Source organism: Thermanaeromonas sp. C210 (assembly GCF_013167955.1).
In the GTDB taxonomy this organism is placed as follows: Bacteria; Bacillota; DSM-521; order Neomoorellales; family Neomoorellaceae; genus UBA12545.
This window is the reverse complement of record NZ_BLWF01000004.1, coordinates 109,188-135,266: the sequence shown is the minus strand read 5'-3', so window position 1 is coordinate 135,266 and position 26,079 is coordinate 109,188. Positions and strand designations below refer to the sequence as shown.

The window sequence follows — 26,079 nt, the reverse complement described above, 5'->3', positions numbered from 1 at the left end:
GGCCCCTGTGTATATCGAGCCACCGGCGAAAGGAGGTGGAAGAAAGGATGGCCTACCGGATTACCGAGGAGTGCCTGGCATGCGGCGTATGTGCAGATGAGTGCCCCAGCGGGGCGATTTCGGAGGGAGATAACATCTTTGTGATCGACCCTGATGTCTGCACTAATTGCGGTACGTGTATGGAAGTTTGCCCCAATGAAGCCATCGTAGAAGAGTGATGGCGGTCATCCCCCTCCCCTGGAGGGGGTTTGTTTTATAGTGTGTTCCCTGGGAGGTAACGGGTGAGTGCTGACGGCATTGTTTCCTCGACGGCGCAAGGAGAAGAGGGACGACCAAAAGGCAGAGCCCCTTCCCGAGCGCCTGCCCCGCCATGTGGCCATCATTATGGACGGGAACGGACGATGGGCCCTGAGGCGGGGCCTGCCCCGGGCGGCCGGCCACCGGGCCGGAGTAGAAGCTCTGCGGGAAGTGGTTAAGGCCTGTCTGGAATGGGGCATTCAAATCCTGACGGTGTACGCCTTTTCTACTGAAAATTGGAAGCGCCCCCGGTCGGAAGTAGAGGCTCTGATGAACCTGCTGGTGGAATACTTGGAGCGGGAAGTGAGGGAACTGCACGAACAGGGCGTGCAAATACGGGCCATCGGCAGGTTGCATGAACTCCCGCCGGAGGCCCGGCAGAAGTTACAGCAGGCTATGCAAACCACGGCCGGCAATGGCCGCCTCGTTTTGAATCTGGCCCTGAATTATGGCGGCCGGGCGGAGCTCGTGGACGCCTGTGCGGCCCTGGTTAAGGACGTAGAGGCAGGAAAGTTAAGGGCGGAAGAGGTCCGAGAGGATACCCTGGAGAGATACCTCTACACGGCCGGTTTGCCCGACCCTGATCTCCTGATCCGGGCGGCCGGGGAGATGCGCCTCAGCAACTTTCTGCTGTGGCAGGCGGCCTATACGGAATTATGGGTTACTTCTACTTTGTGGCCGGATTTCCGCCGGGAAGACCTGCTCGCGGCCCTGGAGGATTATGCCCGGCGGGAGCGGCGCTTTGGGGGATTAAAATAAGTGCTGATACAGCGGGTATTGGTGGCCGTCGTGGGCATTCCCCTCCTGATCGGTTTGGCATATGCCGGGGGTCTATGGCTGTGGGTCCTCTTAACCCTGATATCCTTTTGGGGGTTAAGGGAGTATTATGACTTGCTGCAGCGCATGGGCATCAACCCTTTAAGGGTTTGGGGTCAACTGGGCGGCCTGGCCCTGCTCCTCATGGTGTACTGGGGGCGTGATTTCCCCACTTTTTTTCCGCAAGGGGCGCTCTTCCTCTTCCTTTTGGTCTTCTTATTCGCTTATCCTCGCTACTCCCTGGTGGACACGGCTGCCAGTTACACCGGGCTCCTCTATGTGTCCGGATCCTTAAGCCACCTGTTGCTCCTTCGCTTTATCCCTGAGTGGGGTTTCCCCCTCCTCTTGTACAGCCTGATCCTGACCTGGGTGAACGATACGGCCGCTTACCTGGGCGGGCGCTTCTGGGGCAGGAGGAAATTGTGTCCCGGCTTGAGCCCGGCCAAGACGTGGGAAGGGGCTTCAAGCGGTCTGGTGGGGGTGGTCGTCACCGGCGTGCTGGTGGGCCCCCGGCTACTGCCGCTGAGCCCCTGGCACCTAGTCCCTCTGGCGGTGCTGGTGGCCGCGGCCGGGCAGGCAGGCGACCTGATAGAGTCCGGTATTAAGCGGATGGCCGGAGCTAAAGACAGCGGCCGCTTTCTTCCCGGCCACGGCGGAATCCTCGACCGATTTGATAGTTTGTTTCTAGTAGGACCAGTGGTATACTATTTTTGGAGATTTGTTACTTAAATAGAGGTGAAATGATTGTCGGCGCCTGAACGCTTTAACCGGGCTTTCCAGACCCTGATCTTTGTCCTGGTTTTGACAGTTATCTGCTTGCTGGTTTTTTATTATATTTTGCCCGCGGTAGCGGTTATTTACCACAAGATATCCTCCGTGGTATTACCTTTTGCCCTGGCGGCTTTACTGGCGGCCCTCATCGACCCGGTGGTAAACTTTATCCAGTACCGGGGCAGGGTTAGCCGTACCCTAGCTGTGCTTATCGCCCTGTTGGTTTGCCTGGGTGTGGCCAGCATTCTCCTTTTTATGCTGATCTCCAGCCTGGTAGTAGAACTGGAAGCGCTGGTGGCCAGCCTGCCGGCTCAGGCCCGGAATCTGGGGGGAGTCCTGGCCGAGTGGATTAACCGGCTGCAGGCCTTTTATTTTTCCGGCAATTGGCCGTCGGATATTTTAAGTTCCCTGCAGAATCTCGTGGATACCGGTATTGCTACTCTGAGGGAGTGGTTGACTTCCCTCGCCCAATGGTTGATAACCTTCCTGCGCTCCCTGCCCGAACTCTTTGTAGTAGTGATCATCATCCTGGTGGCCACCTTCTTCTTCAGCCGGGATAAGGATACCATACTGGCCGGCCTGCGCAGCGTTTTGCCCGCCGTGTGGGCCGAACGGGTGGAGCGCACAGGCGTTTTCCTCGGCAAGGCCATCATCGGCGTTTTGCGGGCGGAAACCGTCCTGATCAGCTTGCAGATCGTCCAGACGGTTATCGGGCTGCTGATTTTGAAGGTGGACTACGCCCTGACCCTGGCCTTTGTAATCGGCCTGGCCGATCTTTTACCTATTGTGGGTCCGGGCACCATTTATATTCCGTGGGCCGTGTGGGAGTTTATCCAGGGCAGATACGGCCTGGGTATCGCTCTGCTAGTCCTTTATAGTTTTATTATCATCCTGCGACAGCTCCTACAGCCTAAATTGGTGGCTGTAAGCCTGGGATTGCATCCCTTAACCACCTTGGTGGCCCTTTATGCCGGACTGAAGCTCCTGGGCATTGCGGGGATCATTATCGGGCCGCTAACCGTACTGGTGGTCAAAGCCATTATTTACAGTAACAGAGAGACAGGAGGCACCTGATGAGCAAAGGCATAGTTATCCTGGGGTCTACCGGGTCCATCGGACGACAGGCCCTGGAAGTCATCGAAAACTTCCGGGAGAAGTTTGAGGTCCTGGCCCTGGCCGCGGCCCGCAATATAGAGCGGCTGGAGAAGCAGATAAGGCGCCACCGGCCCCGGATGGCGGTGGTCCTGGAGGCGGCAAGACAGCGAGAGTTAAGGGAACGAGTTCGCGGGCTGGGGGTGGAGGTCCTGGCCGGAGCGGAGGGCCTGCTGGCGGCGGCCACCCTCCCCGAGGCCGACCTGGTGCTGGCGGCCATGGTGGGCACCACGAGCCTGCCGGCCGTGCTGGCGGCCATAGAGGCCGGGAAGAACGTAGCCCTGGCCAACAAAGAGATCCTGGTGACGGCCGGAGACCTGGTTATGGAAGAGGCCCGGCGCAGGGGCGTCCGTATTCTACCCGTGGACAGTGAACATTCGGCCGTCTTCCAGTGCTGGCGGCCGGGTGAAGGCATCCATAAGGTCATCCTCACGGCTTCCGGCGGCCCTTTCAGGAAACTTTCCGTGAAGGAAATGGAGAAGGTAACTCCGGATATGGCCCTGGCCCACCCCAACTGGCGGATGGGGCCGCGGGTCACCGTTGATTCGGCCACCCTCATGAATAAGGGATTAGAGGTGTTGGAAGCCAAACACCTTTTTCAGCTGGATTATCGAGATATCGAGGTGGTCATCCATCCCCAGAGCATTGTTCACGCCATAGTTACATATAATGATGGCAGTTCCTTGGCCCACATGAGCCTGCCCGATATGCGGCTGCCCATCCAGTATGCCCTCACCTGGCCGGAGAGGTGGGCAAACGCGTATCCCCGCCTGGATTTGACGGCCCTGGGATCCCTTACCTTCGAAGAGCCCGACTGGGACCGGTTTCCTTGCCTCGGGTTAGCCCTTGAAGCCGGGCGCCGGGGGGCCACATTCCCGGCAGCCTTGAACGCGGCCGACGAAGTGGCAGTAGACCTGTTCTTACAGAGGAAAATCGGTTTCCTGGACATCCCGCGGCTGGTAGAGGGGGTTCTAGCCCGCCACCACCCTGTAGAGGCACCGGGGCTGCAGGATATACTGGCGGCAGACCATTGGGCCCGCCGGGAGGCTTTATCCCTGGCCGCCGGATGGAAAGGAAGGTGTAAGTTAGCTTGACGATTGTTTGGGCCTTATTTGTTTTCAGCCTCTTGATCGTCGCCCACGAGCTGGGCCACTTCCTGGTGGCCAAGAAGGCCGGCATTAAGGTAGAAGAGTTTGCCATCGGGATGGGTCCCGCCCTGGTTCAATTTAAGCGTGGTGAGACGGTGTACTCCCTGCGCGCGCTTCCCCTGGGCGGTTTTAACCGTATGGCCGGAATGGAGGGCGACGACCAGGACGACCCTCGCGGCTTTAACCGGCAGCCAGTATTGGTCCGGATGGCGGTTATTGCCGCCGGCTCCCTCATGAACTTCGTCCTGGCAGTGGCCCTCTTTATCTTTGTCTTTATGGTGTTAGGGATCCCGGTGGATAAAAATGTCATCGGCCGGGTGGAGCCCGGAAGGCCGGCGGCTGCAGCCGGCCTCCAACCGGGAGACAGGGTTATCTCCATAAACGGCGTGCCGGTGGATAGCTGGATGGACATGGTGCAGGAGATCAACCGGCGGCCCGAGGAAAACCTCTCGCTAGAGATCGAGCGGGCGGGACGAAGAATGGTCGTTTCCGTGCAGAGCGAGCGGGACCCCGGCACCGGAGTGGGGCTAATAGGCATTGGGCCTTCCTGGGAAAGGCAGGGGTTGTGGCGCTCCCTGTACCTGGGCTTTTCCCAGGCCGTCAGCATCACGGCAGCGATAGTGGTAAGTTTAATTGAGATGATTACGGGAAAGATAGCCCCCGATGTAGTCGGACCGGTGGGCATTGTCCAGATGGTGGGGCAGGCAGCTTCCTTCGGCCTGGCCAACGTCCTGAGTTTTACCGCTGTTTTAAGCCTCGATCTGGGGCTTATCAATCTCCTGCCCATCCCGGCCCTGGACGGCAGCCGGCTGGTGTTTTTAACGTGGGAGGGCGTCCGGGGCCGGCCCCTCGATCCGGCCAAGGAAAACATAATTCACCTCATAGGCTTTGCCCTGCTCATGGGGCTCCTGCTGTTGATAACCTACCGCGACATATTACGCCTTTTTAGCTGAGGTGGAAGAGGTGGAGGTTAGGCGGCGTCAGACGCGGCGCATTTACGTGGGTAAAGTAGCCGTTGGCGGCGGGGCCCCCATAGTGGTCCAGTCCATGACTAACACCGACACGCGGGATGTGGCCGCCACCGTAGATCAAATCAGGCGCCTGGAGGCGGCCGGCTGCGAGATAGTGCGGGTGGCCGTGCCGGACCGTGAGGCGGCCCGGGCCTTGCGGTCCATAAAGGCCCAGACGAATTTACCCCTCATTGCCGACATCCATTTCGATCACCGGCTGGCCTTGGAGGCCCTGGCGGCCGGCGCCGACGGCCTGCGGATAAACCCCGGCAATATCGGAGGCGCCCGGGCCCTAGAGCGGGTCGCCCGGGAAGCGGGGGAAAGGGGCGTTCCCATCCGTGTAGGGGTTAATGCGGGCTCCTTGGAGCGGGAAGTCATGGAGGCCCACGGCGGCATTACGGCCGAGGCCATGGTAGAAAGTGCCCTGCGTTCCATACGGTTGCTGGAAAACCTGGGCTTCTTTAATATCAAAGTTTCCCTAAAGGCTTCGGAGGTTCCGCTGATGGTAGATGCCTACCGTCTTCTGGCCCAAAGGGTGGATTACCCCCTGCACCTGGGCGTTACCGAGGCCGGTCCTCTGCTGACGGGGGCGGTAAAATCGGCCGTGGGATTGGGAATCCTGCTGAGCGAAGGGATAGGAGATACCATCCGGGTGTCCTTAACCGGGGACCCCGTTCTGGAAGTAGAAGTAGCCTACACCATCCTGCGGTCCCTGGGCCTAAGAAAACGGGGAGTTGAGCTCATCTCCTGTCCCACCTGCGGGCGCTGCCAGATCGACCTGGAAGGGCTGGCAGCCCGGGTGGAAGAGAAACTTAAAGGGCTGCAGGTGCCCCTCAAGGTGGCCGTAATGGGGTGCGCCGTGAACGGACCCGGGGAAGCCAGGCAGGCCGATGTAGGAATAGCCGGCGGGCGGGGGTGGGGCATGGTCTTCCGGCAGGGAGAACCCGTCCGCCGGGTGCCGGAAGAACACTTGGTAGACGCCCTCTGGGAAGAAATCGATAAAATCTTGCAGGAACGGGAGGAACGCCATGCGCGCCAGTGAACTCTTCACTCCAACGTTACGGGAAACACCTGCCGAGGCGGAAATAGCCAGCCACCAACTGTTGCTGCGGGCCGGATTTATCCGTAAGGCCGCGGCCGGAATTTATACCTTTCTTCCTTTGGGCTGGAGGGTTATCCATAAAATCGAAGGGATCGTCCGCGAAGAAATGGACCGGGCGGGGGGCCAGGAGCTGCTCTTGCCCATTATCCAGCCGGCCGAAGTTTGGCAGGAGAGCGGCCGCTGGGAGCTTTACGGAGAGGAAATGTTCCGCCTTAAGGATCGCCACGGCCGTTCCTTTTGTCTGGGGCCCACCCACGAAGAAATCATTACCGCCCTGGTGCGGGCCGAGGTGAACTCCTATAAACAGCTCCCCCTCCGCCTGTACCAGATCCAAAATAAATACCGGGACGAGCGCCGGCCCCGCTTCGGGCTCCTGCGGGGGCGGGAGTTTATCATGAAAGACCTCTATTCCTTCGATCGGGACGAAGCAGGCCTGCAGGAAAGCTATAATAAAATGTACGTGGCTTATAGCAATGTTTTCCGCCGGTGCGGGCTGAAGTTCAGGGCGGTCGAGGCGGATACCGGGGCCATTGGAGGCAATTTCAGCCACGAATTCATGGTATTGGCGGAAGCTGGCGAGGCCCTGGTGCTCTTCTGCCACCATTGCGATTATGCCGCCAACGTAGAAATAGCCCCGGCGGCCCCCAGTCCGGTGGCCGGAGACGCCCAACCCCTGCCTCTAGAAAAAGTACATACTCCCGGCCGGCGGACGGTGGAAGAAGTATGCGCTTATTTAGGCGTTGACTCCCGGCGTCTGATAAAAACGATTTTATATGAAGCCGACGGGCAACTGGTGGCCGCCCTGGTGCGTGGAGACCGGGAGCTCAATGAGGTGAAGCTGCAGAAGGTCCTGGAATCAGCCCGCTTGAACCTGGCGGAACCGGACAAGGTGGAAGAGGTGCTGGGCGTACCGGTGGGCTTCGTGGGCCCCGTGGGACTGGGCCGAATACCCATTTATGCGGATCTGGAGATCCCCTACCTGGTCAACGGAGTGGCTGGAGCCAACGAGAAGGATTATCACTACCTCCACGTAAATCCGGGCCGGGACTTCGTGCCCCTCAAGGTGGCAGATCTCCGGCAGGCCGGCGCCGGGGAACCATGTCCCCAGTGCGGCTCACCCCTGGAAGAGGCCCGGGGTATTGAAGTGGGGCAGATTTTCAAGCTCGGTACCAAATATAGCCTTGCCTTAGGCGCCCTCTATAAAGACGACAAGGGTGAGGAACGGCCCGTTGTTATGGGCTGCTACGGAATAGGCATAAGCCGTACCATGGCCGCCGCCGTGGAGCAGCACCACGATGAGCACGGCATCGTTTGGCCGGTGTCCATTGCGCCGTATCAGGTGGTAATTATACCCGTGGCGGTCCGGGATGCGGCCCAGAGGGAAGAAGCGGAAAGAATCTATGCCGAGCTCCGGGCAGAAGGCATCGAAGTAGTCCTGGATGACCGCGATGAGCGGGCGGGGGTTAAATTCGTCGAAGCAGACCTCATCGGTTACCCCCTGCGCCTCACCATCGGGAAGAAAACCGTGGCTGAAGGCACTGTGGACTGGAAGTGGCGCTGGAGTAAGGAAGAAAAGGCGGTGCCCCGAGAAGGAGTGGCGCGGAGGGTAAAGGAGGCCATTACGGCGGCCTTGCAGACGCCCGACGAGTTCTACCGGGGATATCCCGGACTTTAAACCTGGCCGAGGATGAAGTTCATGGGGGAACAGTTGAATGGCTGTCGACCGCGAGGCGATTGCACGCGTAGAGGTGTTTCGTCGGCGGGGCGAGTGCCGGATATGGCTCCGTCGAGGACTGGCACCCGGAGAGGAGCTTACATGGCAGGCCAGGCTGGGGGAGGAATTCCCCGGGCTGGAGATCCGGTTGGAAACCATGGAAGAGGGGGAAGGGCAGCTCGGGTGGGAAGAGGGTATTTTGCAGCAGTTGACCGCCCGCCTGGGCCCGGGAAGCCGCGCCTGGCTGGCGGGAGCCCGTTTAGCCAGGGACGGGGGAAACAGTTGGCAGCTCATCTTGCCGGGAAAGCTGCCCCTGGAGGTGCTGCGCCGGTCGGGATGCGCTGCCGTACTGGCCGAGATCCTGCAAGAGGATCTGGGGCAAGAGGTAACGGTAGAGGTAATAACGGATGAAGACTACTGCCGGGAGCTGTCCAGGGTTTCCCGGGAGTTGCAGGTTGAACACCTTCAGAAAATATGCCAGCCCCTTAAGGACTCCGCCCCCCGAGGAAATGAAGGGGAAAGCGGTGAGCAGGAAAACGGCGGGGTGTTGTTGGGCCATAAAATTAAGGGTCAGGAGCGGGCCCTTATCGGTATACAGGATGAAGAGCGGCAAGTAGTAGTGCGGGGAGAGGTCCTGAACTTTAGCAGCCGCCAGCTGCGGAGCGGCCGCCTGCTAGTGACCCTGGACATTACCGACCGGACGGACAGCATCACGGTGAAGGCCTTTGTAACCGAAGGCCCCCTGAAGGATAAATCTCTGCAACCGGGCCAGTGGGTCCGGGTCAGGGGGGATGTGCAATACGATCTCTACAGTCAGGAACTAATACTCCTGGCCCGGGATATGGAAATGGCCGACCCCCTTTGCCGTCAGGACCTGGCGCCGGTCAAAAGAGTGGAGCTGCACCTTCATACCAAAATGAGCGCCATGGACGGAGTGGCGGAAGTGGAAGAAGTGGTCCGGTGTGCCGCCCGCTGGCAGCATGGGGCGGTGGCCATAACGGATCACGGGGTACTCCAGGCCTTTCCGGTGGCGGCCGAGGCCGGCCGCCGCTACGGGGTCAAGATAATCTATGGCCTGGAAGGATACCTCTTCGATGACGACGGTTCCCCCCCGGACCAGCAGAAAACCTATCATATTGTGATCCTCGTCAAGGACCGGGAGGGCCTGCTCAACCTTTACCGTTTGGTATCGGCTTCCCACCTCCAGTTTTTTTACCGCAAACCCCGCATACCCCGCCGCCTGCTCCAGCAGTACAGGCAGGGGCTGCTTCTCGGCACTGCCTGTGAGGCCGGTGAACTCATCCGCAGCTATTTGGCCGGGGCTGACGAAGAGCAGCTGGCGGCCATAGCGGCCTTTTACGACTATCTGGAAATTCAACCCCTGGCCAACAATGAGTTTTTAATCCGGGAGGGTAAAATGCCCGACCGGCGGGCTCTGGAAGAGATGAACCGCCGCATCGTGGCCCTGGGCAAAAAACTGGGCAAGCCGGTGGTGGCCACCGGGGACGTCCATTTTGTGGAGCCGGAGGATGCTATCTTCCGCCAGATCCTCCTGCACGGCCAGGGCTATGAAGACGAGGTTCAGGCTCCCCTTTATTACCGTACTACGGAGGAAATGCTGGCCGAATTCGCCTATTTGGGGGAAGAGACGGCCCGGGAAGTGGTAATCGAAAACCCCCGGCTCCTGGCCACCCAGGTGGAGGACCTTAAACCCATTCCCGACGAGTTCTATCCTCCCGAGATCCCGGGAGCCGAGGAAGAGCTAACCGACATCGTCCTCCGGCGGGCGCGGGAATGGTACGGTGACCCCCTCCCGCCCGAAGTTCAGGGTCGGCTCTACAAGGAACTCAAGGCCATTATTCAGCACGGTTTTGCGGTGCTCTACCTCATTGCCCACAGGTTAGTCAAAAAATCCAATGAAGACGGCTACTTGGTTGGCTCCCGGGGGTCGGTAGGTTCCTCCCTGGTGGCCACCATGGCTGGAATCACCGAGGTAAATCCGTTGCCCCCCCATTATCGGTGCCCCGGTTGCCGCTATACCCAGTTTGTCCAGGACGGCAGCGTTAACTGCGGGGCGGATCTCCCCGACAAATGCTGCCCGCGGTGCGGGGAAAGTCTGGTCAAGGACGGCCATGACATACCCTTTGAAGTCTTTCTGGGCTTTAAAGGGGACAAAGTCCCAGACATCGACCTGAATTTTTCCGGCGAATACCAGGCCCAGGCCCACCGTTACGCCGAAGAGATGTTCGGCAAGGATCACGTTTTCCGCGCCGGTACCATCGCTACCATAGCCGAACGAACCGCCTACGGCTTTGTACAAAAATATCTAGAAGAGCATAATTTGAAGCTGAGGCAGGCGGAGGTCAACCGCCTGGTGCGCGGGTGTACCGGGGTGAAGCGGACCACCGGGCAGCATCCCGGGGGATTGATGGTGGTACCCCGGGGAACTGACATACATTTATTTACACCCCTCCAGCACCCGGCAGACGACCAGTCCAGCACCGTTATCACCACCCACTTTGATTATGAGGCTTTGAGTGAGCGCCTGGTGAAGTTAGACTTGCTAGGCCATGATGATCCTACGGTCATTAAGGTGCTGGAGGATTTAACCGGGGTACCTGCCCGGGAGATCCCCCTGGACGAGAAAAAAACCATGTCCCTCTTTTCCAGCGTGGAAGCTCTGGGGGTGAGGCCGGAGGATATAGGCACCCAGGTGGGCACCTTAGGGATCCCTGAATTCGGGACCCGCTTTGTACGGCAAATGCTGGAAGAAACCCGGCCCCGGACCTTTGCCGAGCTGGTGCGCATCAGCGGATTTTCCCACGGCACCGACGTATGGCTGAATAACGCTCAGGACCTTATCAGGAGCGGGACCGCCCGCCTCAGCGAGGCCATATCCACCCGGGACGATATTATGAACTACCTGCTCCATAAGGGAGTGCCCCCGGAAGTGGCCTTTCGCGTGATGGAGGACGTGCGCAAGGGGAAGGGGGTAAAGAAGGAATATGAAGATATAATGCGCTCGGCCGGGGTGCCCGAATGGTTCATTCAATCATGCAAAAAGATAACCTACTTATTCCCCAAGGCCCATGCCGTGGCCTACGTCATGATGGCCTTTCGCATTGCCTACTATAAGGTTTACCACCCCGAAGCCTTCTACGCCGCCTTTTTCAGCGTGCGGGCCGAAGAATTCGACGCCGACATCATCTGCCAGGGCCTGGACCGGGTGCAGGAAGAAATCAGGTCCCTAGAGCGTAAGGGCAACGAGGCCAGCGCGCGGGATAAGAACTTCCTCTCCATCTTAGAGGTGGCCCGAGAAATGTTTTGCCGCGGCATTACGTTAAAGCGCGTGGACCTGGCCAGGTCCCACGCCGTCCGCTTTTTAACCGCTCCCGGCCAATTGCTTCCCCCCCTGGCTTCCCTGGCCGGGGTGGGGCGGTCGGCGGCCGAGGCCATTGATCGGGCCAGAAGGGAAAAACCCTTTACTTCGGTGGAGGACCTGCAGCGCCGTAGCCGGATAAACCGGTCGGTACTGGAGGTTTTGGAGCGCCACGGGTGCCTGGCAGGGTTGCCGGCTACCGACCAGCTGGCACTATTTTAGAGGGGGCCAAGGGTTGCATGGCCTTGAAGGCTATGCTATACTAAGGCTAGGTTTTTTTACTTCGTGTTTAGCGAAGGAGAGGGCCTATTGTATGTAGAAGAGTGGGTACTTACCCACTCTTTTATCTTGAGGGGGGAAGGCGTTGAGTCAAATAGCTTCGGCGGTGCAGAGCCTAGTGGAGCCCATAATTGAGGCCATGGGTTATGAGCTGGTAGACGTAGAGTACTGCCGCGAGGGCCGGCGTTACTTCCTGCGGTTATACATCGACAGCCCGGAAGGTATTTCCCTGGACGACTGTGAAAGGGTAAGCCGGGCAGTAGAAACTGAACTCGACCGCGAGGATCCCATTCCCCACAGCTACTATCTGGAGGTGTCTTCGCCTGGGGTGGAGCGGCCTTTGAAAAAAGACGCCGACTTTGAGCGTTTCAAGGGCCGCAAAGTGACCCTGCGAACCTTCGCGCCCCTGGAGGGGCGGCGCAAGTTCGAAGGGCAGCTGTTGGGGCTGGAAGGTGAAATGGTCCACATCCTGACACCGGCAGGGGAACAATTAAGCATTCCGCGCCGGGAAATATCCAGCGCCAGGCTGAAGTACGAACCCAGGGAGGAGTGAGGTGGGTTTAAGAATGAATACCGAATTCATCCATGCCTTAAGGGACTTGGAGCGGGAAAAAGGGCTTAAAATGGCCGTTCTGCTGGAAGCTATTGAGGCCGCCCTGGTATCCGCCTATAAAAAGAATTTTGGCTCGGCCCAGAATGTAAGGGTTCATATTGAACCGGAAACGGGCGAGATCAGAGTTTTTGCCCAGAAAAAGGTGGTGGAAAGGGTAGGTGATCCCCGAACGGAAATCGCTTTAAGCGAGGCCCGCTCTTTGAACAGCACTTATGAAATCGGGGATATTGTCGAAAAGGAAATCACGCCTAAGGAGTTCGGACGCATTGCGGCCCAAACGGCTAAACAAGTGGTAATCCAGCGGATACGGGAAGCTGAGCGCAACCTTATTTACGAAGAATTTATCGCCCATGAAAACGATATTATCACCGGCATTGTGCGGCGACACGAAGGGAAAAACTGGATTATAGATCTCGGGCGCGTTGAAGCCATAATGACGCCTACCGAACAGATACCTACGGAAAGCTACTCCCCGGGAGAAAGGATAAAGGTTTATGTGGTGGAAGTCAAGAAGACCACCAAAGGTCCCCAAGTCCTGGTTTCCCGTACCCACCCGGGTCTGCTGAAGCGGTTGTTTGAACTGGAAGTGCCCGAGATCCATGATGGAATAGTAGAAATTAAAGGGGTGGCCCGTGAGGCTGGCGTGCGTTCCAAGATAGCCGTGCACTCCCGGGAAGAAAGGGTGGATCCGGTGGGCGCCTGCGTTGGGCCCAAGGGTGTCCGGGTCCAGGCAGTGGTGAACGAACTCCGGGGGGAAAAAATCGATATTATTAAATGGAGCGATGACCCGGCCGTGTTCGTGGCTAACTCCCTCAGCCCGGCCAGGGTGCTGGATGTGGAGGTGGACTACGAGAACAAAATAGGAAAGGTGATCGTGCCTGACAACCAGCTGTCCCTGGCCATCGGCAAAGAGGGACAGAATGCCCGGTTGGCGGCAAAGCTCACGGGATGGAAAATCGATATTAAGAGTGAGAGTGAAGCTGGAGACTGGGAACCGTGGGATGAAGACCTGGATGCCGAGGTTTAAGAACGGAGGCGAAGACCTGTGCCTCGACCAAAGAAGTTTCCCGTGCGCATGTGTGTAGGCTGCCGCAGCAGAAAAGAGAAACGGGAATTGATACGAGTGGTCCGTACCCCGGATTTGCAATTGGTTATCGACCCGACCGGAAAAAAGGCGGGGCGGGGCGCTTACCTGTGTCCTCAAGTGGAGTGTTTGCAAAAGGCTATTAAGAGCAAGGCCCTGGAGAGGAACCTGGGGATGCAGGTTAGCCCCGAAATACTGGCGCAACTGGAGGCCGATCTCCAAAAGAGGGCCCATGAGCAGGAGAATGGCTGAACTTCTCGGCTTAGCCCTGCGCGCCCGCAAGGTGGCCTGGGGGTCCAGGGCGGTCAGGGAAGACCTGAGAAAGGGCCGGGCTTATTTGGTCATTATTACCGAGGACGCCAGTCCCCGCCTGAGGAGAGAGTTCGAACTGCTCTGCCGTAGATCGGCCGTCCCACTGGTGGTCTGGGGTACCAAGGCCGAATTAGGGTTGGCCATGGGCAAACCTCCTAGCGCAGTAGCAGCAGTGGAGGACCCGGGTTTTGCCAGGTTGATAGGGCAGGTGGTGGGATAAGCTGGCAAGCGGGTTAGACTATGGAGGTGATTCTATGGGGAAGACGAGGGTATATGAACTGGCCAAAGAACTAAGGGTTTCCCATAAAGAACTCATGGATACCATGGCCAGTCTGGGTATTTATACTCGGTCTCATATGAGCGTACTGGAGAACGGCGAGGTTATTAAGATCCGCAATCATTACCGGCGGCTGCGGAGGGCGGCCAAAGCAGCAGCCCAAGCTGCAGCCCAGGCTTCCCTTACGGTGGCACCACAACCGGAGGAAAAGCCGGCGGAGCAGGTGCCTGCAGCCCAAACCCAGGAGGCTGAGGTGACCACAGGGGGAGCCGAGCCCCGGCCCAAGGAGGAAGTCCTGCCCGAAGGGGAGCAGGCGACCCGGAGCGGTCCCCGTAAGGTGGAGGACGTACAGAGGGATGCCTGGCCGGAGGTGGAGGCAACAGGCGGCGAGGTAGCGGCCCCGAGGGCCGCACGGCCTCACACCCCTAAAGTTCCTGAAACCGAGGCGGCCCGGGGACCGGAGGGTCCTAGGAGCATCCCGGAGGCCGGGCGAGAAAAACCCCGGCGCGACCACGGGCGCCGGGCCCGCAAACCGGGAGAGGCCGGAAAAGGGGCTGCCCCCCGTAAACGCCCAGAAGGCAAGCCGCTGCGTATCCCTAAGCCTCCGGAGGCCGTCACCAAGGACCAGCCGGAGAAGAGGAGAGACCGTCCCGGCAAGACGGAGGCGAGAGAGCGGGAAAGGACGCGGGATAAGTTCTTTGAGGAGCGGGAAGCAGAACGCGTATTGCGGCGAGAGAAGGTCCGGGCTAAGAGCAAGGAACAGCAGCCTGAACCCAGCCCCGTTGTACCGCGCGTAGTTCTGAGCGGCCCCCTGACGGTCCAGGAGCTGGCTAAGAAGCTCAGCAAAACGGCGGCCGAGGTTATTAAGAAGCTCATGAGCCTGGGCGTCCTGGCTACCATTAATCAGGAAGTGGATGTGGATACGGCGGCCATCGTGGCCCAGGAAATGGGAGCCGAGGTAGAAGTCAAGATAGAGACGCCCATCACCGAGCTGCCGGATGTCCCTGATGACCCGGCTACCCTCAAAGCGCGTCCGCCCGTGGTAACGGTCATGGGCCATGTGGACCATGGCAAGACCACCTTGCTGGATGCCATACGCCACACCAATGTAACTGCTAGCGAGGTTGGGGGGATAACTCAGCATATCGGCGCCTACCAGGTAACGGTCAAAGGGCGGAAAATAACTTTCCTGGATACCCCGGGTCACGAGGCCTTTACCGCCATGCGTGCCCGGGGAGCCCAGGTTACAGATATTGCTATTCTGGTGGTGGCGGCGGATGACGGGGTCATGCCCCAGACGGTGGAGGCTATAAATCACGCTAAAGCAGCCCAGGTTCCCATTATCGTAGCCGTTAATAAGGTAGACAAACCGGGGGCTAATCCCGACCGCGTTAAGCAGCAGTTGACCGAGTACGGCCTGGTCCCCGAGGAATGGGGCGGGGACACGGTTATGGTGCCGGTCTCGGCCCTGAAAAAACAGGGTTTAGACCAACTGCTGGAGATGGTGCTGCTGGTGGCCGAACTGGCCGATCTGAAGGCCAATCCCGACCGGCCCGCCCGCGGGGTAGTGGTGGAAGCTAAGTTGGATAGGGGCCGGGGCCCGGTGGCTACCGTACTGGTGCAGAAGGGAACCCTGAAGGTAGGGGACAATCTAGTGGCCGGCAGTGTCTTCGGGCGGGTACGGGCTATGTTCGACGACCGGGGCAACCGCGTAACCGCGGCCCCGCCCTCTATGCCCGTCGAAATTCTAGGCCTGGACGAGGTCCCGGAGGCCGGTGATATATTCCAGGTGGTGGAAGACGAAAAACTGGCCCGCCAGATAGCCGAGCAGCGCCAGATAGAAAAACGCCAAAAGGATCTGCAGGCCGGCGGCAAGACTTCCCTGGAAGAGATCTTCAAGCAAATGGACGCCGGCCAGGCCAAGGAACTCAGGCTCATTGTAAAGGCCGACGTCCAGGGCTCGGTGGAGGCCCTGCGCAATGCCCTCGAACGCCTGTCCACGGATGAAGTAAAAGTGGTCCTTATCCACAGCGGCGTGGGTGCCATTACGGAGTCGGATGTTATGCTGGCGGCAGCTTCCAATGCCGTTATCGTGGGTTTCCAGGTCCGGCCTGATGCCAACGCCCGCAAGGCTGCCGAGAATGCCGGGGTGGAAATACGCCTCTACCGGATCATATATGAAGTCGTAGACGATATTAAGGCGGCCATGGCGGGCCTGCTGGAGCCGGAGAAGAGAGAAGTAATCCTGGGACGGGCGGAAGTAAGGGCGACCTTTAAAGTGCCCAAGGTGGGAACGGTTGCCGGTTGTTACGTTACGGAAGGGAAGGTCACCAGCAAGGCCTTGGTAAGGCTGATCCGAGACGGGGTAGTAGTGTACGAGGGCCGCGTGGCTTCCCTGAAGCGCTTCAAGGATGATGTGCGAGAAGTCGTGCAGGGCTTTGAATGCGGCATCGGCCTGGAAAAATTCAACGACATCAAGGAGGGCGATGTTCTAGAGGCCTATACCATCGAGGAGATAAAGCGGCAATTGTAGGAGGGGTGAGGTCCCATGTCTTTGCGGGCCGAGCGTGTGGCAGAGCAGATGAAGAAAGAAATAGCCCAGATCCTCCGGGATAAAATTAAGGACCCGCGCGTAGGCTTTGTTACCGTAACCGCTGTGGAGTTGTCCAGCGACCTGCAGCATGCCAAGGTATACGTTAGCATCTACGGGGACGAACAGGAAAAGAAGCAGACTCTGGAGGCGCTGGCCCGGGCTACGGGCTTCGTGCGGCGGGAAATAGGCCGGCGCATCAAACTGAGGCTGACTCCTGAAATTGTTTTTAAGTTCGACGAATCCATTGAGCACGGGGACCGTATAGCCAGGCTGTTGTACCGTATCAAGGCGGAGGAAGCTGAGAAGCATGAATCTGGTGGCAGCGATAGCTGAGGAGCTGGCCGGAGCTAGGGAAGTGGCCATAGCTTCCCACGGCCTTCCCGACGGCGATTGCATCGGCTCCACCCTTGCCCTGGCTGCAGCACTGCGCCGGCAGGGAGCGGCGGTTACCACCATAATCGGGGATCCTGTGCCTCCCATGTACCGCTTTTTGCCGGGGAGCGAAGAAGTGGTGTTGCCCCATGAGATTGCCGCCCTGCCGCCCCTGCTGGTGGTGGTGGATTGTACCGATCTGGAGCGCGTCAGGGAAGGCTTCGGGGAGCGGCGCCGTGAGGTCCAACGCATAATCAACATCGATCACCATGTAAGTAACTCCTTTTTCGGTGACCTTAACCTGGTGGATCCCGGGGCGGCGGCTACGGGCGAATTGGTCTATGGGATATTAAAGGAAATGGGGACGGCCGTAGACGCGCCTATAGCCACCGCCCTCTACACCGCCCTGGTGACGGATACCGGCTCTTTTCAATACGAAAATTGCCGGGCGGACACTTTGAGGATGGCGGCCGAGTTGATGGACCTGGGTGCCGACATGCAACTTATCCGCGAGTTTCTCTGGGAGAGCAAACCCCTCCTGAGTCTCCGCCTGCTGGCCCATGTCCTTTCCACCCTTTCCCTCGCCTGCGGGGGCAAGGTGGCGTGGGTAGTCATCAGGCAAGAAGTTATGGTACGCCTGGGAGCCGGACCGGAACACGTGGAGGGCCTGGTAAACTATCCTCGTTCGGTTGCCGGGGTGGAAGTGGGGCTGGCCTTTCGTGAGTTGGAGGACGGGATGATAAAGGTGGCCCTGCGCTCCAAAAAACAAGTGGATGTCAACGAAATAGCCGGCCTCTTTGGGGGTGGCGGCCACAAGAGGGCGGCAGGCTGCACCATCCCCGGTCCCCTGGAGGCGGCCGTAGAAAAGGTTGTTAAGGCCGTGGAGGCACGCCTGGACTGCGATGGAGGGCTTTATTAACCTTTTAAAGCCGCCCGGACCTACCTCCCATGACGCGGTCCAGAGGATAAGGCGCCTCCTGGGGGTCAAAAGGGTGGGCCATGGGGGCACCTTGGACCCACTGGCGGCCGGGGTGCTGCCTGTGGCCCTCGGGCGGGCCACCCGCCTGCTAGAATATGTTCAGGAAGGTTCTAAAGCCTACCGGGCGGAGGTAATCTTCGGTCTCGAAACTGTCACCCAGGATATGGCCGGAGAAGTAATAAATGAGAGACCCCTTGAGGAGCTCGACGCCCGGGAACTGGAGGCAGCCTTGTCCCGCTTTACCGGCGTGCAGGAACAGGTCCCCCCTATGTTTTCGGCCGTGCGCCATCAAGGACAAAGGCTTTATGATCTGGCGCGCCGGGGTGAAGAAGTACCCCGCCAACCGCGCCGGGTGGTGATTTACCGTCTGGAGCTTTTAAAGTTGTGGCCCCGGGGCCCCTACCCACGGGCCCTGCTGGATGTTGTCTGCTCCAAAGGCACTTATGTCCGCACCCTATGTCACGACCTGGGTACCTACCTGGGCTGCGGCGCCGCTGTGTACTTTCTCTTGAGGTACAGAACGGGCCCCTTTACCATAGATGGTGCCTGGACCCTGGAGGAAATAGAGGCGGCCTTGCAGGAAGGCCGTCACGATTTTCTCCTGCCCCCGGCGGCCGGAGTCCATCACCTGCCGGCCGTGGTGGTTAAGCCAGAAGCAGTAAGGGTTGTACTGCGGGGTGCCCTTCTGGCTTCCGACGGGTGCCGGAATGTCCCGCCGGGGCTACAGAGGGGAGATCTGGTGCGGCTTCACGGGGAAGAAGGGGTGCTCCTGGCCGTGGCCCGCTGCATGGGGAAAAGATCGGTCGAGGGCTTTAAGCCGGAAAAGGTTTTCCCGTGAGGGAGGTGAAGGGCGGAATAAGTAATGAAGGTTTACTATGGAATTGAGGAAACGACCGCGGTAAAGGGGTGCTGTCTGGCCCTGGGCAACTTCGACGGCGTTCACCGGGGACACCGGGCCCTCATAGGGCTCGCGGTGGAAAAGGCTAGGGAAAGGGGGAGGGCCTCCGTAGTGCTGACCTTCGATCCCCACCCTGCGGCCGTTCTGGCGCCGGGCGCGTCTCCCGACCTCTTAACTACCCAGAGCCAGAAGGAAGAGCTGATCGCGGGCCTGGGAGTGGATTACCTGTATTTTCTGCCCTTTTCGTCCTCCCTGGCCGCCTTGCCGCCGGAAGACTTTGTAAAGGATCTCCTGTGGCCGTCCTTCAGGCCTTCCCTGGTGGCGGTGGGTTTTAATTATTCCTTTGGCCGGGGTGCGAGGGGTAATCCCGGTTTACTGGAAGCCCTGGGGTCGGAAATGGGGTTTGAGGTAGTTGTTCTGCCGCCGGTAAAAATAGGGGAGCGAATAGTGAGCAGCACAGCCGTAAGGGAGGCCCTGGCGGCCGGCGAGATCGGCCTGGCCCGTGACATGCTCGGCTACTGGCCCACCCTGGCGGGAAGGGTGGTAAAGGGGGACGGGCGGGGACGTACCCTGGGCTTTCCCACGGCCAACATAGCGGTGCCGGGGGAGATAAGGCTTCCCGCATACGGTGTATATGCCTGCCGCATGTTGTTGCCCGACGGCACCTGGCGCTCCGGTGTGGCTAACATAGGACAAAGGCCCACTTTCGGAAAGGGTTTTTCGCCGACGGTGGAGGTTTACTTACTGGATTTCTCCGGCGATCTTTACGGTGGTCAAGTCCGTCTGGAGCTCAGGGCCTTCTTGCGGCCTGAGCAGGCCTTTGCCCGTAAGGAGGAGCTGATAGCCCAGATCGAGCGGGATGTAAGATTAGCCCGGGAGCTCCTGCAGGCGTAACCAGCTCTTGGTCCCTGACGTAAGATAATACTGGAGCCCTAACTTTTGGTCAACAGGGAAGCAGGAGCTGGTAGCAGTGCGGGTAATCATTACTTCCCATGCCCGGAAACGATTGAGAGAGCTGCGCCAGGAGGGCATACTCACGGCGGACATCGTTTCTGCCGCCCGCCAGCTTCCCGGCCGAATCGCAGTGGCCACTCGGTTTAGGGGCTTCATGGCTGCGTCGGGGAGACTCTTTGATTTGGTCGTCAAAGATGTACCGGCTGGAAGGATTGTAATAACCGTTATAGGCAAGTAGCTTACCTATCACAATAAAGTTGCAAGCAGGGTTCCGGTAGACTATAATCTTTACTTGTAAGGATAAAAGATGAACCTGTGGCAAGGAAAGGCGAGCCTCCGACGCCTTTCTTGGCCTGCTGGGGATAGGATGGGAGAAGGAGGTGAAAGGCGCCGTGGCTTTGGAAAAAGAAAAGAAGCAGGAAATCATCAAGCGCTTTCAGCAACACGAAAACGACACGGGTTCGCCCGAAGTACAGATCGCCCTCTTAACGGAGCGCATTAATTCCCTGACGGAGCATCTAAAGGTCCACCGGAAGGACCATCATTCCCGCAGGGGGCTTTTTAAGATGGTGGGCCAGCGCCGGCGACTGCTCAACTACCTGCGGGAGAATGATGTTGAGAGATACCGCCGGGTAGTAGAAGCCCTGGGCCTGAGGCATTAAGAGAAGGGGAAAAAGGGAGCGGGAAGCCGCTCCTTTTTAATATATCATTAATATATCGGCCGGGGGCGGGATTTAAGCCCTGCAAAAGCAGGAAATACTATGATAAATGTCGAAGAAATACTAGCTTATTGAGGATAGAGCAGAGGAGGAACAAGAAAAGGAATGCAGGAGGTACTGCGCAAAGCCCTTCCCCTGGCCGGGCGGGAGCTGGTTTTAGAAACCGGCCGCCTGGCCAGACAGGCGGGCGGCGCCGTTTTGGTACAGTACGGGGGAACTATGGTTTTAGTTACTGCCACGGCGTCGGCCGAACCGAGGGAAGGCATAGATTTTTTCCCACTTACGGTGGATTATGAGGAACGGCTTTATGCTGCGGGAAAGATCCCGGGCGGCTTTATTAAGCGGGAGGGCAAACCCAGTGAAAAGGCTATACTTTCCAGCCGCTTAATCGACCGTCCCATTCGACCGCTCTTCCCCAAAACCTACCGCCGTGACGTGCACGTGGTGGCCACGGTCCTGTCCGTGGACCAGGACTGCCCGCCCAACGTGGCGGGGATTATAGGCGCCTCGGCAGCCTTGACCCTTTCCGATATCCCCTTTAACGGACCCATCGGCGCCGTAGCCGTGGGCCTTATCGGAGGCCAACCTATCATTAACCCTACCCTCCAGCAGGACGAAGAGAGTCAGCTCCACCTGGTGGTCGCCGGGACGGCCGAAGCCATCATGATGGTGGAGGCCGGGGCCCACGAGGTGCCCGAAGACCTGCTGCTGGAGTGCATCATGGCCGGTCATGAGGAGATCAAGCGCATCGTCGCCTTTATCCAGGAATTCCACGAGGAAGCCAGGGCCCTGGGCCTGGCTAAAGAAAAACAAGAAGTAACTGTTGTCGAGTTGTTGCCGGAAATAGAGGAGAGGACCAGGGAATTGGCGGCTCCCCGGTTGCAGGAAATCATCCGCCGGGGCATCCAGGAAAGGTGGAACAAGCAGGAGCGGGAAAAGCAGTTCAAGGCCTGTAAAGACGCTATCGTAGAGGAAGTGCTGGCCTCCTACAGCGAGGTGGCGGAGGAACAGCCCGAGGTGGCCAAACTGGTGGGAGATGTGGTCACCCAGGTGGAAAAGGAAATCGTCCGCAAGCTCATCCTGGAGGAAGGCCGGCGGGTAGACGGCCGGGGACCGGAAGATATTCGACCTATAACCTGCGAAGTGAGCGTCCTGGCCCGTACCCATGGCTCCGCCCTGTTCACCAGGGGAGAAACCCAGGTGCTTACCGTGGCCACTTTGGGTTCCATCAGTGATGAGCAGATCCTTGACGACCTGGGAGTAGAAGAATCTAAACGTTATATGCACCATTATAATTTTCCGCCCTATTCGGTAGGCGAGGCTCGGCCTATCCGGGCTCCGGGACGGCGGGAGATCGGCCATGGAGCCCTGGCCGAGCGGGCCCTCGAGCCCATGATACCGCCGGAAGAGGAATTTCCCTATGCCATTCGCCTGGTATCCGAGGTGTTGAGCTCCAATGGGTCCACCTCTATGGCTAGCGTCTGCGGCAGTACCCTGGCGTTGATGGATGCCGGGGTGCCCATTAAGGCGCCGGTGGCCGGGGTAGCCATGGGCTTGGTTAAGGATGGCGATAAAGTAGCCGTCTTGACCGATATTCAGGGTATCGAAGATGCCCTGGGGGATATGGACTTCAAAGTGGCGGGTACTGCCAGGGGAATAACCGCCCTCCAAATGGATATCAAGATTCCCGGCATCGACCGTTCTATCCTTACCCGGGCCTTGGAACAGGCACGGCAGGCTCGCCTGTACATTCTGGCTAAGATGATGGAGGTACTGCCGGAGCCGCGGAAAGAACTTTCTCCCTATGCTCCGCGTATGCTTACCACGGTGGTGGACACCGATAAGATCCGGGATATTATAGGCCCGGGAGGCAAGGTTATCAAGAAGATTATTGAGGAAACGGGCGTGGAAATCGATATTGAGGATGACGGGCGGGTCTTCATCGCCGCTACCGATCCCAAAGCCGGAGAGCGGGCCCTGCAAATAATCGAAGCCCTGACCAGGGATGTAGAAGTGGGCAAAATATACAGCGGCCGGGTAACCAGGGTGACCGACTTCGGGGCCTTCGTGGAAGTAATCCCCGGAGTACTGGGAATGCCCGGCAAGGAGGGCCTGGTCCATATTTCTCAGCTGGCCGAAGGCCGGGTAGGCCGGGTGGAGGAAGTGGTTAAGGAAGGAGACGAGATCCTCGTCAAAGCCATCGGCTTCGATCCCCAGGGTCGGCTCAAACTTTCGCGCAAGGAGGCCCTGCGTACCCTGGAAGACGGCAGTACGCCGGGACGGCAGCCTTCTCGCCGGTACGGCCGGGAGCGGAGGAGCCGCTAATCTCTTCCAACATTTTTACGATAATCTGCGCCGGTAGGGCATATATTTTTGGTAAGACAGTTCGGCGGGTGGTGACGGCTGTATGTATGTGCTCTACTGGCGGCGGAGGCGCGTGTGGATTTTCCTGGCCGCGGTTCTCGCCGCGGTGTTTATCGGTATGATGGCCTGGCGTTGGGTGCAGGGAGAGGATGCCCCGGTATTTAAAGTGCAGCCCATCTACCAGGGTGACGTTAACAAAAAAGCCGTCGCCCTGGCCTTTAATGTGGACTGGGGAGAAGAATTTTTGCCCGACATATTACAAACCCTTTCCCGCAACCAGGCGAGGGCTACATTTTTCGTGACGGGCCAGTGGGCCGTTAAATTCCCGGACCTAGTCAGGCAGATGGCCCGGGAAGGCCATGAGATCGGCAACCACGGATACAGCCATCAGCACGTAGATAACTTAAGCCGCGAAGAAAATCGCGAAGACATAAGGAAGGCCGAAGGAGTGCTGGCGGACCTCACGGGACGCCGACCGGCCCTTTATGCTCCGCCGTACGGTGAAAGTAAGCCCCACGTTGTCGCCGCCGCAGCCGACCTGGGGTACAAGTTTATCATGTGGACGGTCAACACGGGAGACTACTTGCCGGGGACCGCGGCGGAGGATATCATCAAAATAGTGGTTTCCCACAGTCAGAACGGGGCCATTGTTCTGTTGCACCCAACCCGCCCCACTGCCGAAGCGCTGGGAGAGATCATTAACCAGCTCCGGAAGCGGGGTTATGAGCTAGCCACGGTTTCTGAGATTCTTTGAGGAAGGTTTTTAGCGGAACATTAATACCGGCTCTCCTCCTCGAACATAATACATTTATAAGGCTGGTGCGAGGAGGAAAAACATGTTTCGGTGGTTAAGGGTTTTGCCCTGGCTTTTTTTGTGTTTAAGCTTGCCCCGTGCCGCTTTCGGAGCGGAAGAGCCCCTAATCAGCGCTCCGTGGGCGGCCCTCATGGAGGCCAGGACGGGACAGTTCCTCTATTCCAAGAATGCCCATGCAGAAAGGCCGCCTGCCAGTACTACCAAGATCCTGACGGCCGTTTTGGCCCTGGAGCTCGGTAGGCTGGACGCCGAGGTAACGGTAAGCAAATATGCGGCGACTACGCCGGGGGCCAGCATCGATTTGGTGGCGGGCACCACCTGGAGGTTGGGAGACCTTATTAAAGGCGCCCTCATGAATTCCGGCAATGACGCCACGGTAGCCATTGCGGAACACCTGGCGGGCTCGGAAGAGACCTTTGCCTGGATGATGAACCGCAAAAGCCGCCTGATAGGGGCCTACCGCAGCCATTTCGTCAACCCCAACGGGCTTCCGGCCGACAATCATTACAGCACGGCCTACGATCTGGCGGTGATGAGCCGATACGCCCTGCAACATCCCGTGTTCCGACGGATTGTGGCCACCCGGGAGGACGAAATTAACGGTTCCCCCGACCAGAAGCGTCTACTGTACAATACCAACCGCCTCCTGACCTCTTACCCCGGGGCCGACGGGGTCAAGACGGGTACCACCGAAGAGGCGGGTCAGTGCCTGGTGGCCTCGGCTACCAGGGAAGGCCGCCAGCTCATAGCCGTGGTGCTCCGGAGCTGGGATCGGTACGAGGATGCTAGCCGTTTGCTGGACTACGGCTTTAATGCCTTTCACCTGGAACTGGTGCAGGCCGGCCAAAGGGTCGGAACCATTTACGTCCCCAACGGGCGGCCGCAGGAGTTGCCAGTAGTATCTTCCTCGGACGTTGCCTGGACGGTGCCGGTGGAGGACATGGAGGGGCTGGAGAAAAGAGTTCTTTTGCCCCGGGCCGTTAAAGCACCGGTACGGAAGGGACAAGTAGTGGGCACCATACAGCTCCTGTACCGGGGAGAGGAGGTTGCTTCTGCGCCTCTGGTGGCGGCTCGGGAGATCCAGGCGGAGTCGTGGTTATCCCGCTTCCTGAAGGGGCCAAATTAAAAGACCAGACGGGGAGGACCGGGATGTATTGCAAAACAATTCTACCTAACGGTATCCGTGTCGTAACCGAAGAAATGCCCTATGTCCATTCCGTAGCTCTCGGGATCTGGGTGGGGGCAGGTTCGCGTCACGAAACGGATGAGAACCACGGGGTGTCCCACTTTCTGGAACACCTTCTCTTTAAGGGAACCCATAGGAGGAACGCCAGGGAGATAGCCGAGGCCCTGGAGTCGGTAGGAGGAGTGCTCAACGCCTTTACTACCAAGGAATATACCTGTTTCTATACCCGGGTGCTAGCCGAATACCTGGACTTGGCCATAGACGTATTGAGCGATATGTTCTTCAATGCCCGTTTCGACCCCGAGGATATAGCTAAAGAGAAAAAGGTTATCCTGGAAGAGATAAAGATGTACGAGGACTCACCGGATGAAATAGTCCATGACCTTTTCGCCCAAACCGTGTGGCCGGGCCACCCCTTGGGGAGGGCCATTTTGGGGACCTATAGCTCCATTCAGGAACTGCAGCGCGAAGGGATCTGCGGATATTACCGGGAACACTACCAGGGTGGGCGCATCGTCTTGGCCGCGGCGGGGAACTTTAAGACCCGGGATTTGGAGGACAAGCTTGCTGAGGCCTTCGGCCGCCGGCCCCTGGGCGAAGGGGGGGTTCCCTGCCGCGCTCCGGAGGAAAGGGCTGCAGTAAGTGTCAATGTTAAGGAAACCGGGCAAATCCAGATATGTCTGGGTGTGCCCGGCTTGGCCCAGGACCACCCGGACATCTATGTATTGCAGGCCCTTAATAACATCTTAGGTGGAGGCGTAAGCTCCCGGTTGTTCCAGCTGGTCCGGGAGGACAGGGCCCTGGCCTACTCTGTTTACTCCTATCATGCCGGATATTCAGACAGCGGTCTGTTCACCGTTTACGCTGGAACCAGCCCGGAAGGCGCCCTGGAAGTTATTCGGCTGATTTTAGAGCAGATGGCCCTCATTAAACAGAAGGGGGTCACCGAAGCCGAGTTGAAGCGTACCAAGGACCAGATCCGGGGCAACCTGCTGTTGGGGCAGGAGAATGTGAGTCAGCGCATGAGCCGCCTGGGCAGGACCGAGCTGTGCCTGGGCCGGGTTATTACAGTGGAAGAAACCATTGAGCGGCTCAGCGAGGTCACCGTGGACGACGTGCAAAGGGTGGCCCGGCAGTTATTTTCCCCCCAGCGGCTATCCCTTACCACCCTGGGTCCTGCCTTAGACGACGACCTGGATTTGCAGTCCATGGCGGTACAAGCCGGGCTGTAGGAGGGTGAGAAGGG

The 26,079-nt window shown here is 58.7% G+C and carries 24 protein-coding genes; all 24 read left to right on the top strand.

Annotated elements, in window-relative coordinates:
• Nucleotides 1-47: 47 nt before the first annotated feature.
• The 24 genes from TAMC210_RS10955 (at nt 48) to TAMC210_RS10840 (ending at nt 26,065) form a co-directional block, all read left to right on the top strand.
• Nucleotides 48-218, top strand: a complete 171-nt coding sequence (locus tag TAMC210_RS10955; RefSeq protein WP_173298848.1) for a 4Fe-4S binding protein — start codon at nt 48-50, stop codon at nt 216-218.
• A gap of 79 nt (nt 219-297) precedes the next feature.
• Nucleotides 298-1,056, top strand: coding sequence for an isoprenyl transferase (locus tag TAMC210_RS10950; protein ID WP_217267391.1), 759 nt, complete (start codon nt 298-300; stop codon nt 1,054-1,056).
• The gene (locus TAMC210_RS10945) at nt 1,057-1,842 is read left to right on the top strand and encodes a phosphatidate cytidylyltransferase (RefSeq protein WP_173298846.1); all 786 of its coding nucleotides are present in this window, start codon (nt 1,057-1,059) and stop codon (nt 1,840-1,842) included.
• Nucleotides 1,843-1,857: 15 nt separating this feature from the next.
• Nucleotides 1,858-2,958: a sporulation integral membrane protein YtvI gene (ytvI, locus tag TAMC210_RS10940; RefSeq protein ID WP_173298845.1), complete on the top strand. Its 1,101-nt coding sequence runs from the start codon at nt 1,858-1,860 to the stop codon at nt 2,956-2,958.
• The gene (locus tag TAMC210_RS10935) at nt 2,958-4,130 is read left to right on the top strand and encodes a 1-deoxy-D-xylulose-5-phosphate reductoisomerase (protein ID WP_173298844.1); all 1,173 of its coding nucleotides are present in this window, start codon (nt 2,958-2,960) and stop codon (nt 4,128-4,130) included. Before ytvI ends, TAMC210_RS10935 begins: the two co-directional genes overlap by 1 nt.
• Nucleotides 4,127-5,137, top strand: coding sequence for an RIP metalloprotease RseP (gene rseP / locus TAMC210_RS10930; RefSeq protein WP_173298843.1), 1,011 nt, complete (start codon nt 4,127-4,129; stop codon nt 5,135-5,137). Before TAMC210_RS10935 ends, rseP begins: the two co-directional genes overlap by 4 nt.
• A 10-nt stretch (nt 5,138-5,147) precedes the next feature.
• Nucleotides 5,148-6,236, top strand: a complete 1,089-nt coding sequence (ispG, locus tag TAMC210_RS10925; RefSeq protein WP_173298842.1) for a flavodoxin-dependent (E)-4-hydroxy-3-methylbut-2-enyl-diphosphate synthase — start codon at nt 5,148-5,150, stop codon at nt 6,234-6,236.
• Nucleotides 6,223-7,971: a proline--tRNA ligase gene (locus TAMC210_RS10920; RefSeq protein WP_173298841.1), complete on the top strand. Its 1,749-nt coding sequence runs from the start codon at nt 6,223-6,225 to the stop codon at nt 7,969-7,971. The genes ispG and TAMC210_RS10920 overlap by 14 nt, the downstream gene beginning before the upstream one ends.
• Nucleotides 7,972-8,008: 37 nt before the next feature.
• Nucleotides 8,009-11,611: a PolC-type DNA polymerase III gene (locus tag TAMC210_RS10915; protein ID WP_173298840.1), complete on the top strand. Its 3,603-nt coding sequence runs from the start codon at nt 8,009-8,011 to the stop codon at nt 11,609-11,611.
• Between the two features lie 142 nt (nt 11,612-11,753).
• Nucleotides 11,754-12,221 carry a ribosome maturation factor RimP gene (rimP, locus tag TAMC210_RS10910; protein ID WP_173298839.1) on the top strand — a complete coding sequence of 156 codons (468 nt, stop codon included), beginning with the start codon at nt 11,754-11,756 and terminating at the stop codon, nt 12,219-12,221.
• Between the two features lie 13 nt (nt 12,222-12,234).
• Nucleotides 12,235-13,308 (top strand): transcription termination factor NusA, encoded by a 1,074-nt coding sequence (gene nusA / locus TAMC210_RS10905; protein ID WP_173299220.1) that lies wholly within the window; start codon nt 12,235-12,237, stop codon nt 13,306-13,308.
• Between the two features lie 18 nt (nt 13,309-13,326).
• Nucleotides 13,327-13,617 carry an RNase P modulator RnpM gene (rnpM, locus tag TAMC210_RS10900; RefSeq protein WP_173298838.1) on the top strand — a complete coding sequence of 97 codons (291 nt, stop codon included), beginning with the start codon at nt 13,327-13,329 and terminating at the stop codon, nt 13,615-13,617.
• The gene (locus tag TAMC210_RS10895) at nt 13,610-13,897 is read left to right on the top strand and encodes a L7Ae/L30e/S12e/Gadd45 family ribosomal protein (RefSeq protein ID WP_173298837.1); all 288 of its coding nucleotides are present in this window, start codon (nt 13,610-13,612) and stop codon (nt 13,895-13,897) included. The genes rnpM and TAMC210_RS10895 overlap by 8 nt, the downstream gene beginning before the upstream one ends.
• Before the next feature lie 34 nt (nt 13,898-13,931).
• Nucleotides 13,932-16,487: a translation initiation factor IF-2 gene (gene infB / locus TAMC210_RS10890; RefSeq protein ID WP_173298836.1), complete on the top strand. Its 2,556-nt coding sequence runs from the start codon at nt 13,932-13,934 to the stop codon at nt 16,485-16,487.
• Between the two features lie 15 nt (nt 16,488-16,502).
• Nucleotides 16,503-16,880, top strand: coding sequence for a 30S ribosome-binding factor RbfA (rbfA, locus tag TAMC210_RS10885; protein WP_173298835.1), 378 nt, complete (start codon nt 16,503-16,505; stop codon nt 16,878-16,880).
• On the top strand, nt 16,855-17,838 hold the full coding sequence (locus TAMC210_RS10880) for a DHH family phosphoesterase (RefSeq protein WP_173298834.1): 984 nt from the start codon (nt 16,855-16,857) through the stop codon (nt 17,836-17,838). Before rbfA ends, TAMC210_RS10880 begins: the two co-directional genes overlap by 26 nt.
• Entirely contained in the window at nt 17,822-18,736 is a 915-nt protein-coding gene (truB, locus tag TAMC210_RS10875) for a tRNA pseudouridine(55) synthase TruB (RefSeq protein WP_173298833.1), read from the top strand. The genes TAMC210_RS10880 and truB overlap by 17 nt, the downstream gene beginning before the upstream one ends.
• A gap of 24 nt (nt 18,737-18,760) precedes the next feature.
• Nucleotides 18,761-19,690 carry a bifunctional riboflavin kinase/FAD synthetase gene (locus tag TAMC210_RS10870; RefSeq protein ID WP_173298832.1) on the top strand — a complete coding sequence of 310 codons (930 nt, stop codon included), beginning with the start codon at nt 18,761-18,763 and terminating at the stop codon, nt 19,688-19,690.
• Between the two features lie 76 nt (nt 19,691-19,766).
• Nucleotides 19,767-19,988 (top strand): hypothetical protein, encoded by a 222-nt coding sequence (locus TAMC210_RS10865; protein WP_173298831.1) that lies wholly within the window; start codon nt 19,767-19,769, stop codon nt 19,986-19,988.
• Between the two features lie 154 nt (nt 19,989-20,142).
• Nucleotides 20,143-20,412, top strand: a complete 270-nt coding sequence (gene rpsO / locus TAMC210_RS10860) for a 30S ribosomal protein S15 (protein WP_173298830.1) — start codon at nt 20,143-20,145, stop codon at nt 20,410-20,412.
• 162 nt (nt 20,413-20,574) lie between these two features.
• Nucleotides 20,575-22,794 (top strand): polyribonucleotide nucleotidyltransferase, encoded by a 2,220-nt coding sequence (gene pnp / locus TAMC210_RS10855; RefSeq protein WP_173298829.1) that lies wholly within the window; start codon nt 20,575-20,577, stop codon nt 22,792-22,794.
• Nucleotides 22,795-22,876: 82 nt separating this feature from the next.
• The gene (locus TAMC210_RS10850) at nt 22,877-23,587 is read left to right on the top strand and encodes a polysaccharide deacetylase family protein (RefSeq protein ID WP_173298828.1); all 711 of its coding nucleotides are present in this window, start codon (nt 22,877-22,879) and stop codon (nt 23,585-23,587) included.
• An 82-nt stretch (nt 23,588-23,669) separates the two neighbouring features.
• Nucleotides 23,670-24,773, top strand: coding sequence for a D-alanyl-D-alanine carboxypeptidase family protein (locus TAMC210_RS10845; protein ID WP_173298827.1), 1,104 nt, complete (start codon nt 23,670-23,672; stop codon nt 24,771-24,773).
• Between the two features lie 23 nt (nt 24,774-24,796).
• Nucleotides 24,797-26,065, top strand: coding sequence for a M16 family metallopeptidase (locus tag TAMC210_RS10840; RefSeq protein WP_173298826.1), 1,269 nt, complete (start codon nt 24,797-24,799; stop codon nt 26,063-26,065).
• The last annotated feature ends 14 nt before the right edge of the window (nt 26,066-26,079 follow it).

What these genes read in the sequence shown, in the direction of transcription:
- TAMC210_RS10955 (WP_173298848.1), top strand. Translation starts at nt 48, where the DNA reads ATGGCCTACCGGATTACCGAGGAGTGCCTGGCATGCGGCGTATGTGCA.
- TAMC210_RS10935 (WP_173298844.1), top strand. Translation starts at nt 2,958, where the DNA reads ATGAGCAAAGGCATAGTTATCCTGGGGTCTACCGGGTCCATCGGACGA.
- TAMC210_RS10920 (WP_173298841.1), top strand. Translation starts at nt 6,223, where the DNA reads ATGCGCGCCAGTGAACTCTTCACTCCAACGTTACGGGAAACACCTGCC.
- TAMC210_RS10915 (WP_173298840.1), top strand. Translation starts at nt 8,009, where the DNA reads ATGGCTGTCGACCGCGAGGCGATTGCACGCGTAGAGGTGTTTCGTCGG.
- nusA (WP_173299220.1), top strand. Translation starts at nt 12,235, where the DNA reads ATGAATACCGAATTCATCCATGCCTTAAGGGACTTGGAGCGGGAAAAA.
- TAMC210_RS10895 (WP_173298837.1), top strand. Translation starts at nt 13,610, where the DNA reads ATGGCTGAACTTCTCGGCTTAGCCCTGCGCGCCCGCAAGGTGGCCTGG.
- infB (WP_173298836.1), top strand. Translation starts at nt 13,932, where the DNA reads ATGGGGAAGACGAGGGTATATGAACTGGCCAAAGAACTAAGGGTTTCC.
- rbfA (WP_173298835.1), top strand. Translation starts at nt 16,503, where the DNA reads ATGTCTTTGCGGGCCGAGCGTGTGGCAGAGCAGATGAAGAAAGAAATA.
- TAMC210_RS10880 (WP_173298834.1), top strand. Translation starts at nt 16,855, where the DNA reads ATGAATCTGGTGGCAGCGATAGCTGAGGAGCTGGCCGGAGCTAGGGAA.
- truB (WP_173298833.1), top strand. Translation starts at nt 17,822, where the DNA reads ATGGAGGGCTTTATTAACCTTTTAAAGCCGCCCGGACCTACCTCCCAT.
- TAMC210_RS10870 (WP_173298832.1), top strand. Translation starts at nt 18,761, where the DNA reads ATGAAGGTTTACTATGGAATTGAGGAAACGACCGCGGTAAAGGGGTGC.
- pnp (WP_173298829.1), top strand. Translation starts at nt 20,575, where the DNA reads ATGCAGGAGGTACTGCGCAAAGCCCTTCCCCTGGCCGGGCGGGAGCTG.
- TAMC210_RS10850 (WP_173298828.1), top strand. Translation starts at nt 22,877, where the DNA reads ATGTATGTGCTCTACTGGCGGCGGAGGCGCGTGTGGATTTTCCTGGCC.
- TAMC210_RS10845 (WP_173298827.1), top strand. Translation starts at nt 23,670, where the DNA reads ATGTTTCGGTGGTTAAGGGTTTTGCCCTGGCTTTTTTTGTGTTTAAGC.
- TAMC210_RS10840 (WP_173298826.1), top strand. Translation starts at nt 24,797, where the DNA reads ATGTATTGCAAAACAATTCTACCTAACGGTATCCGTGTCGTAACCGAA.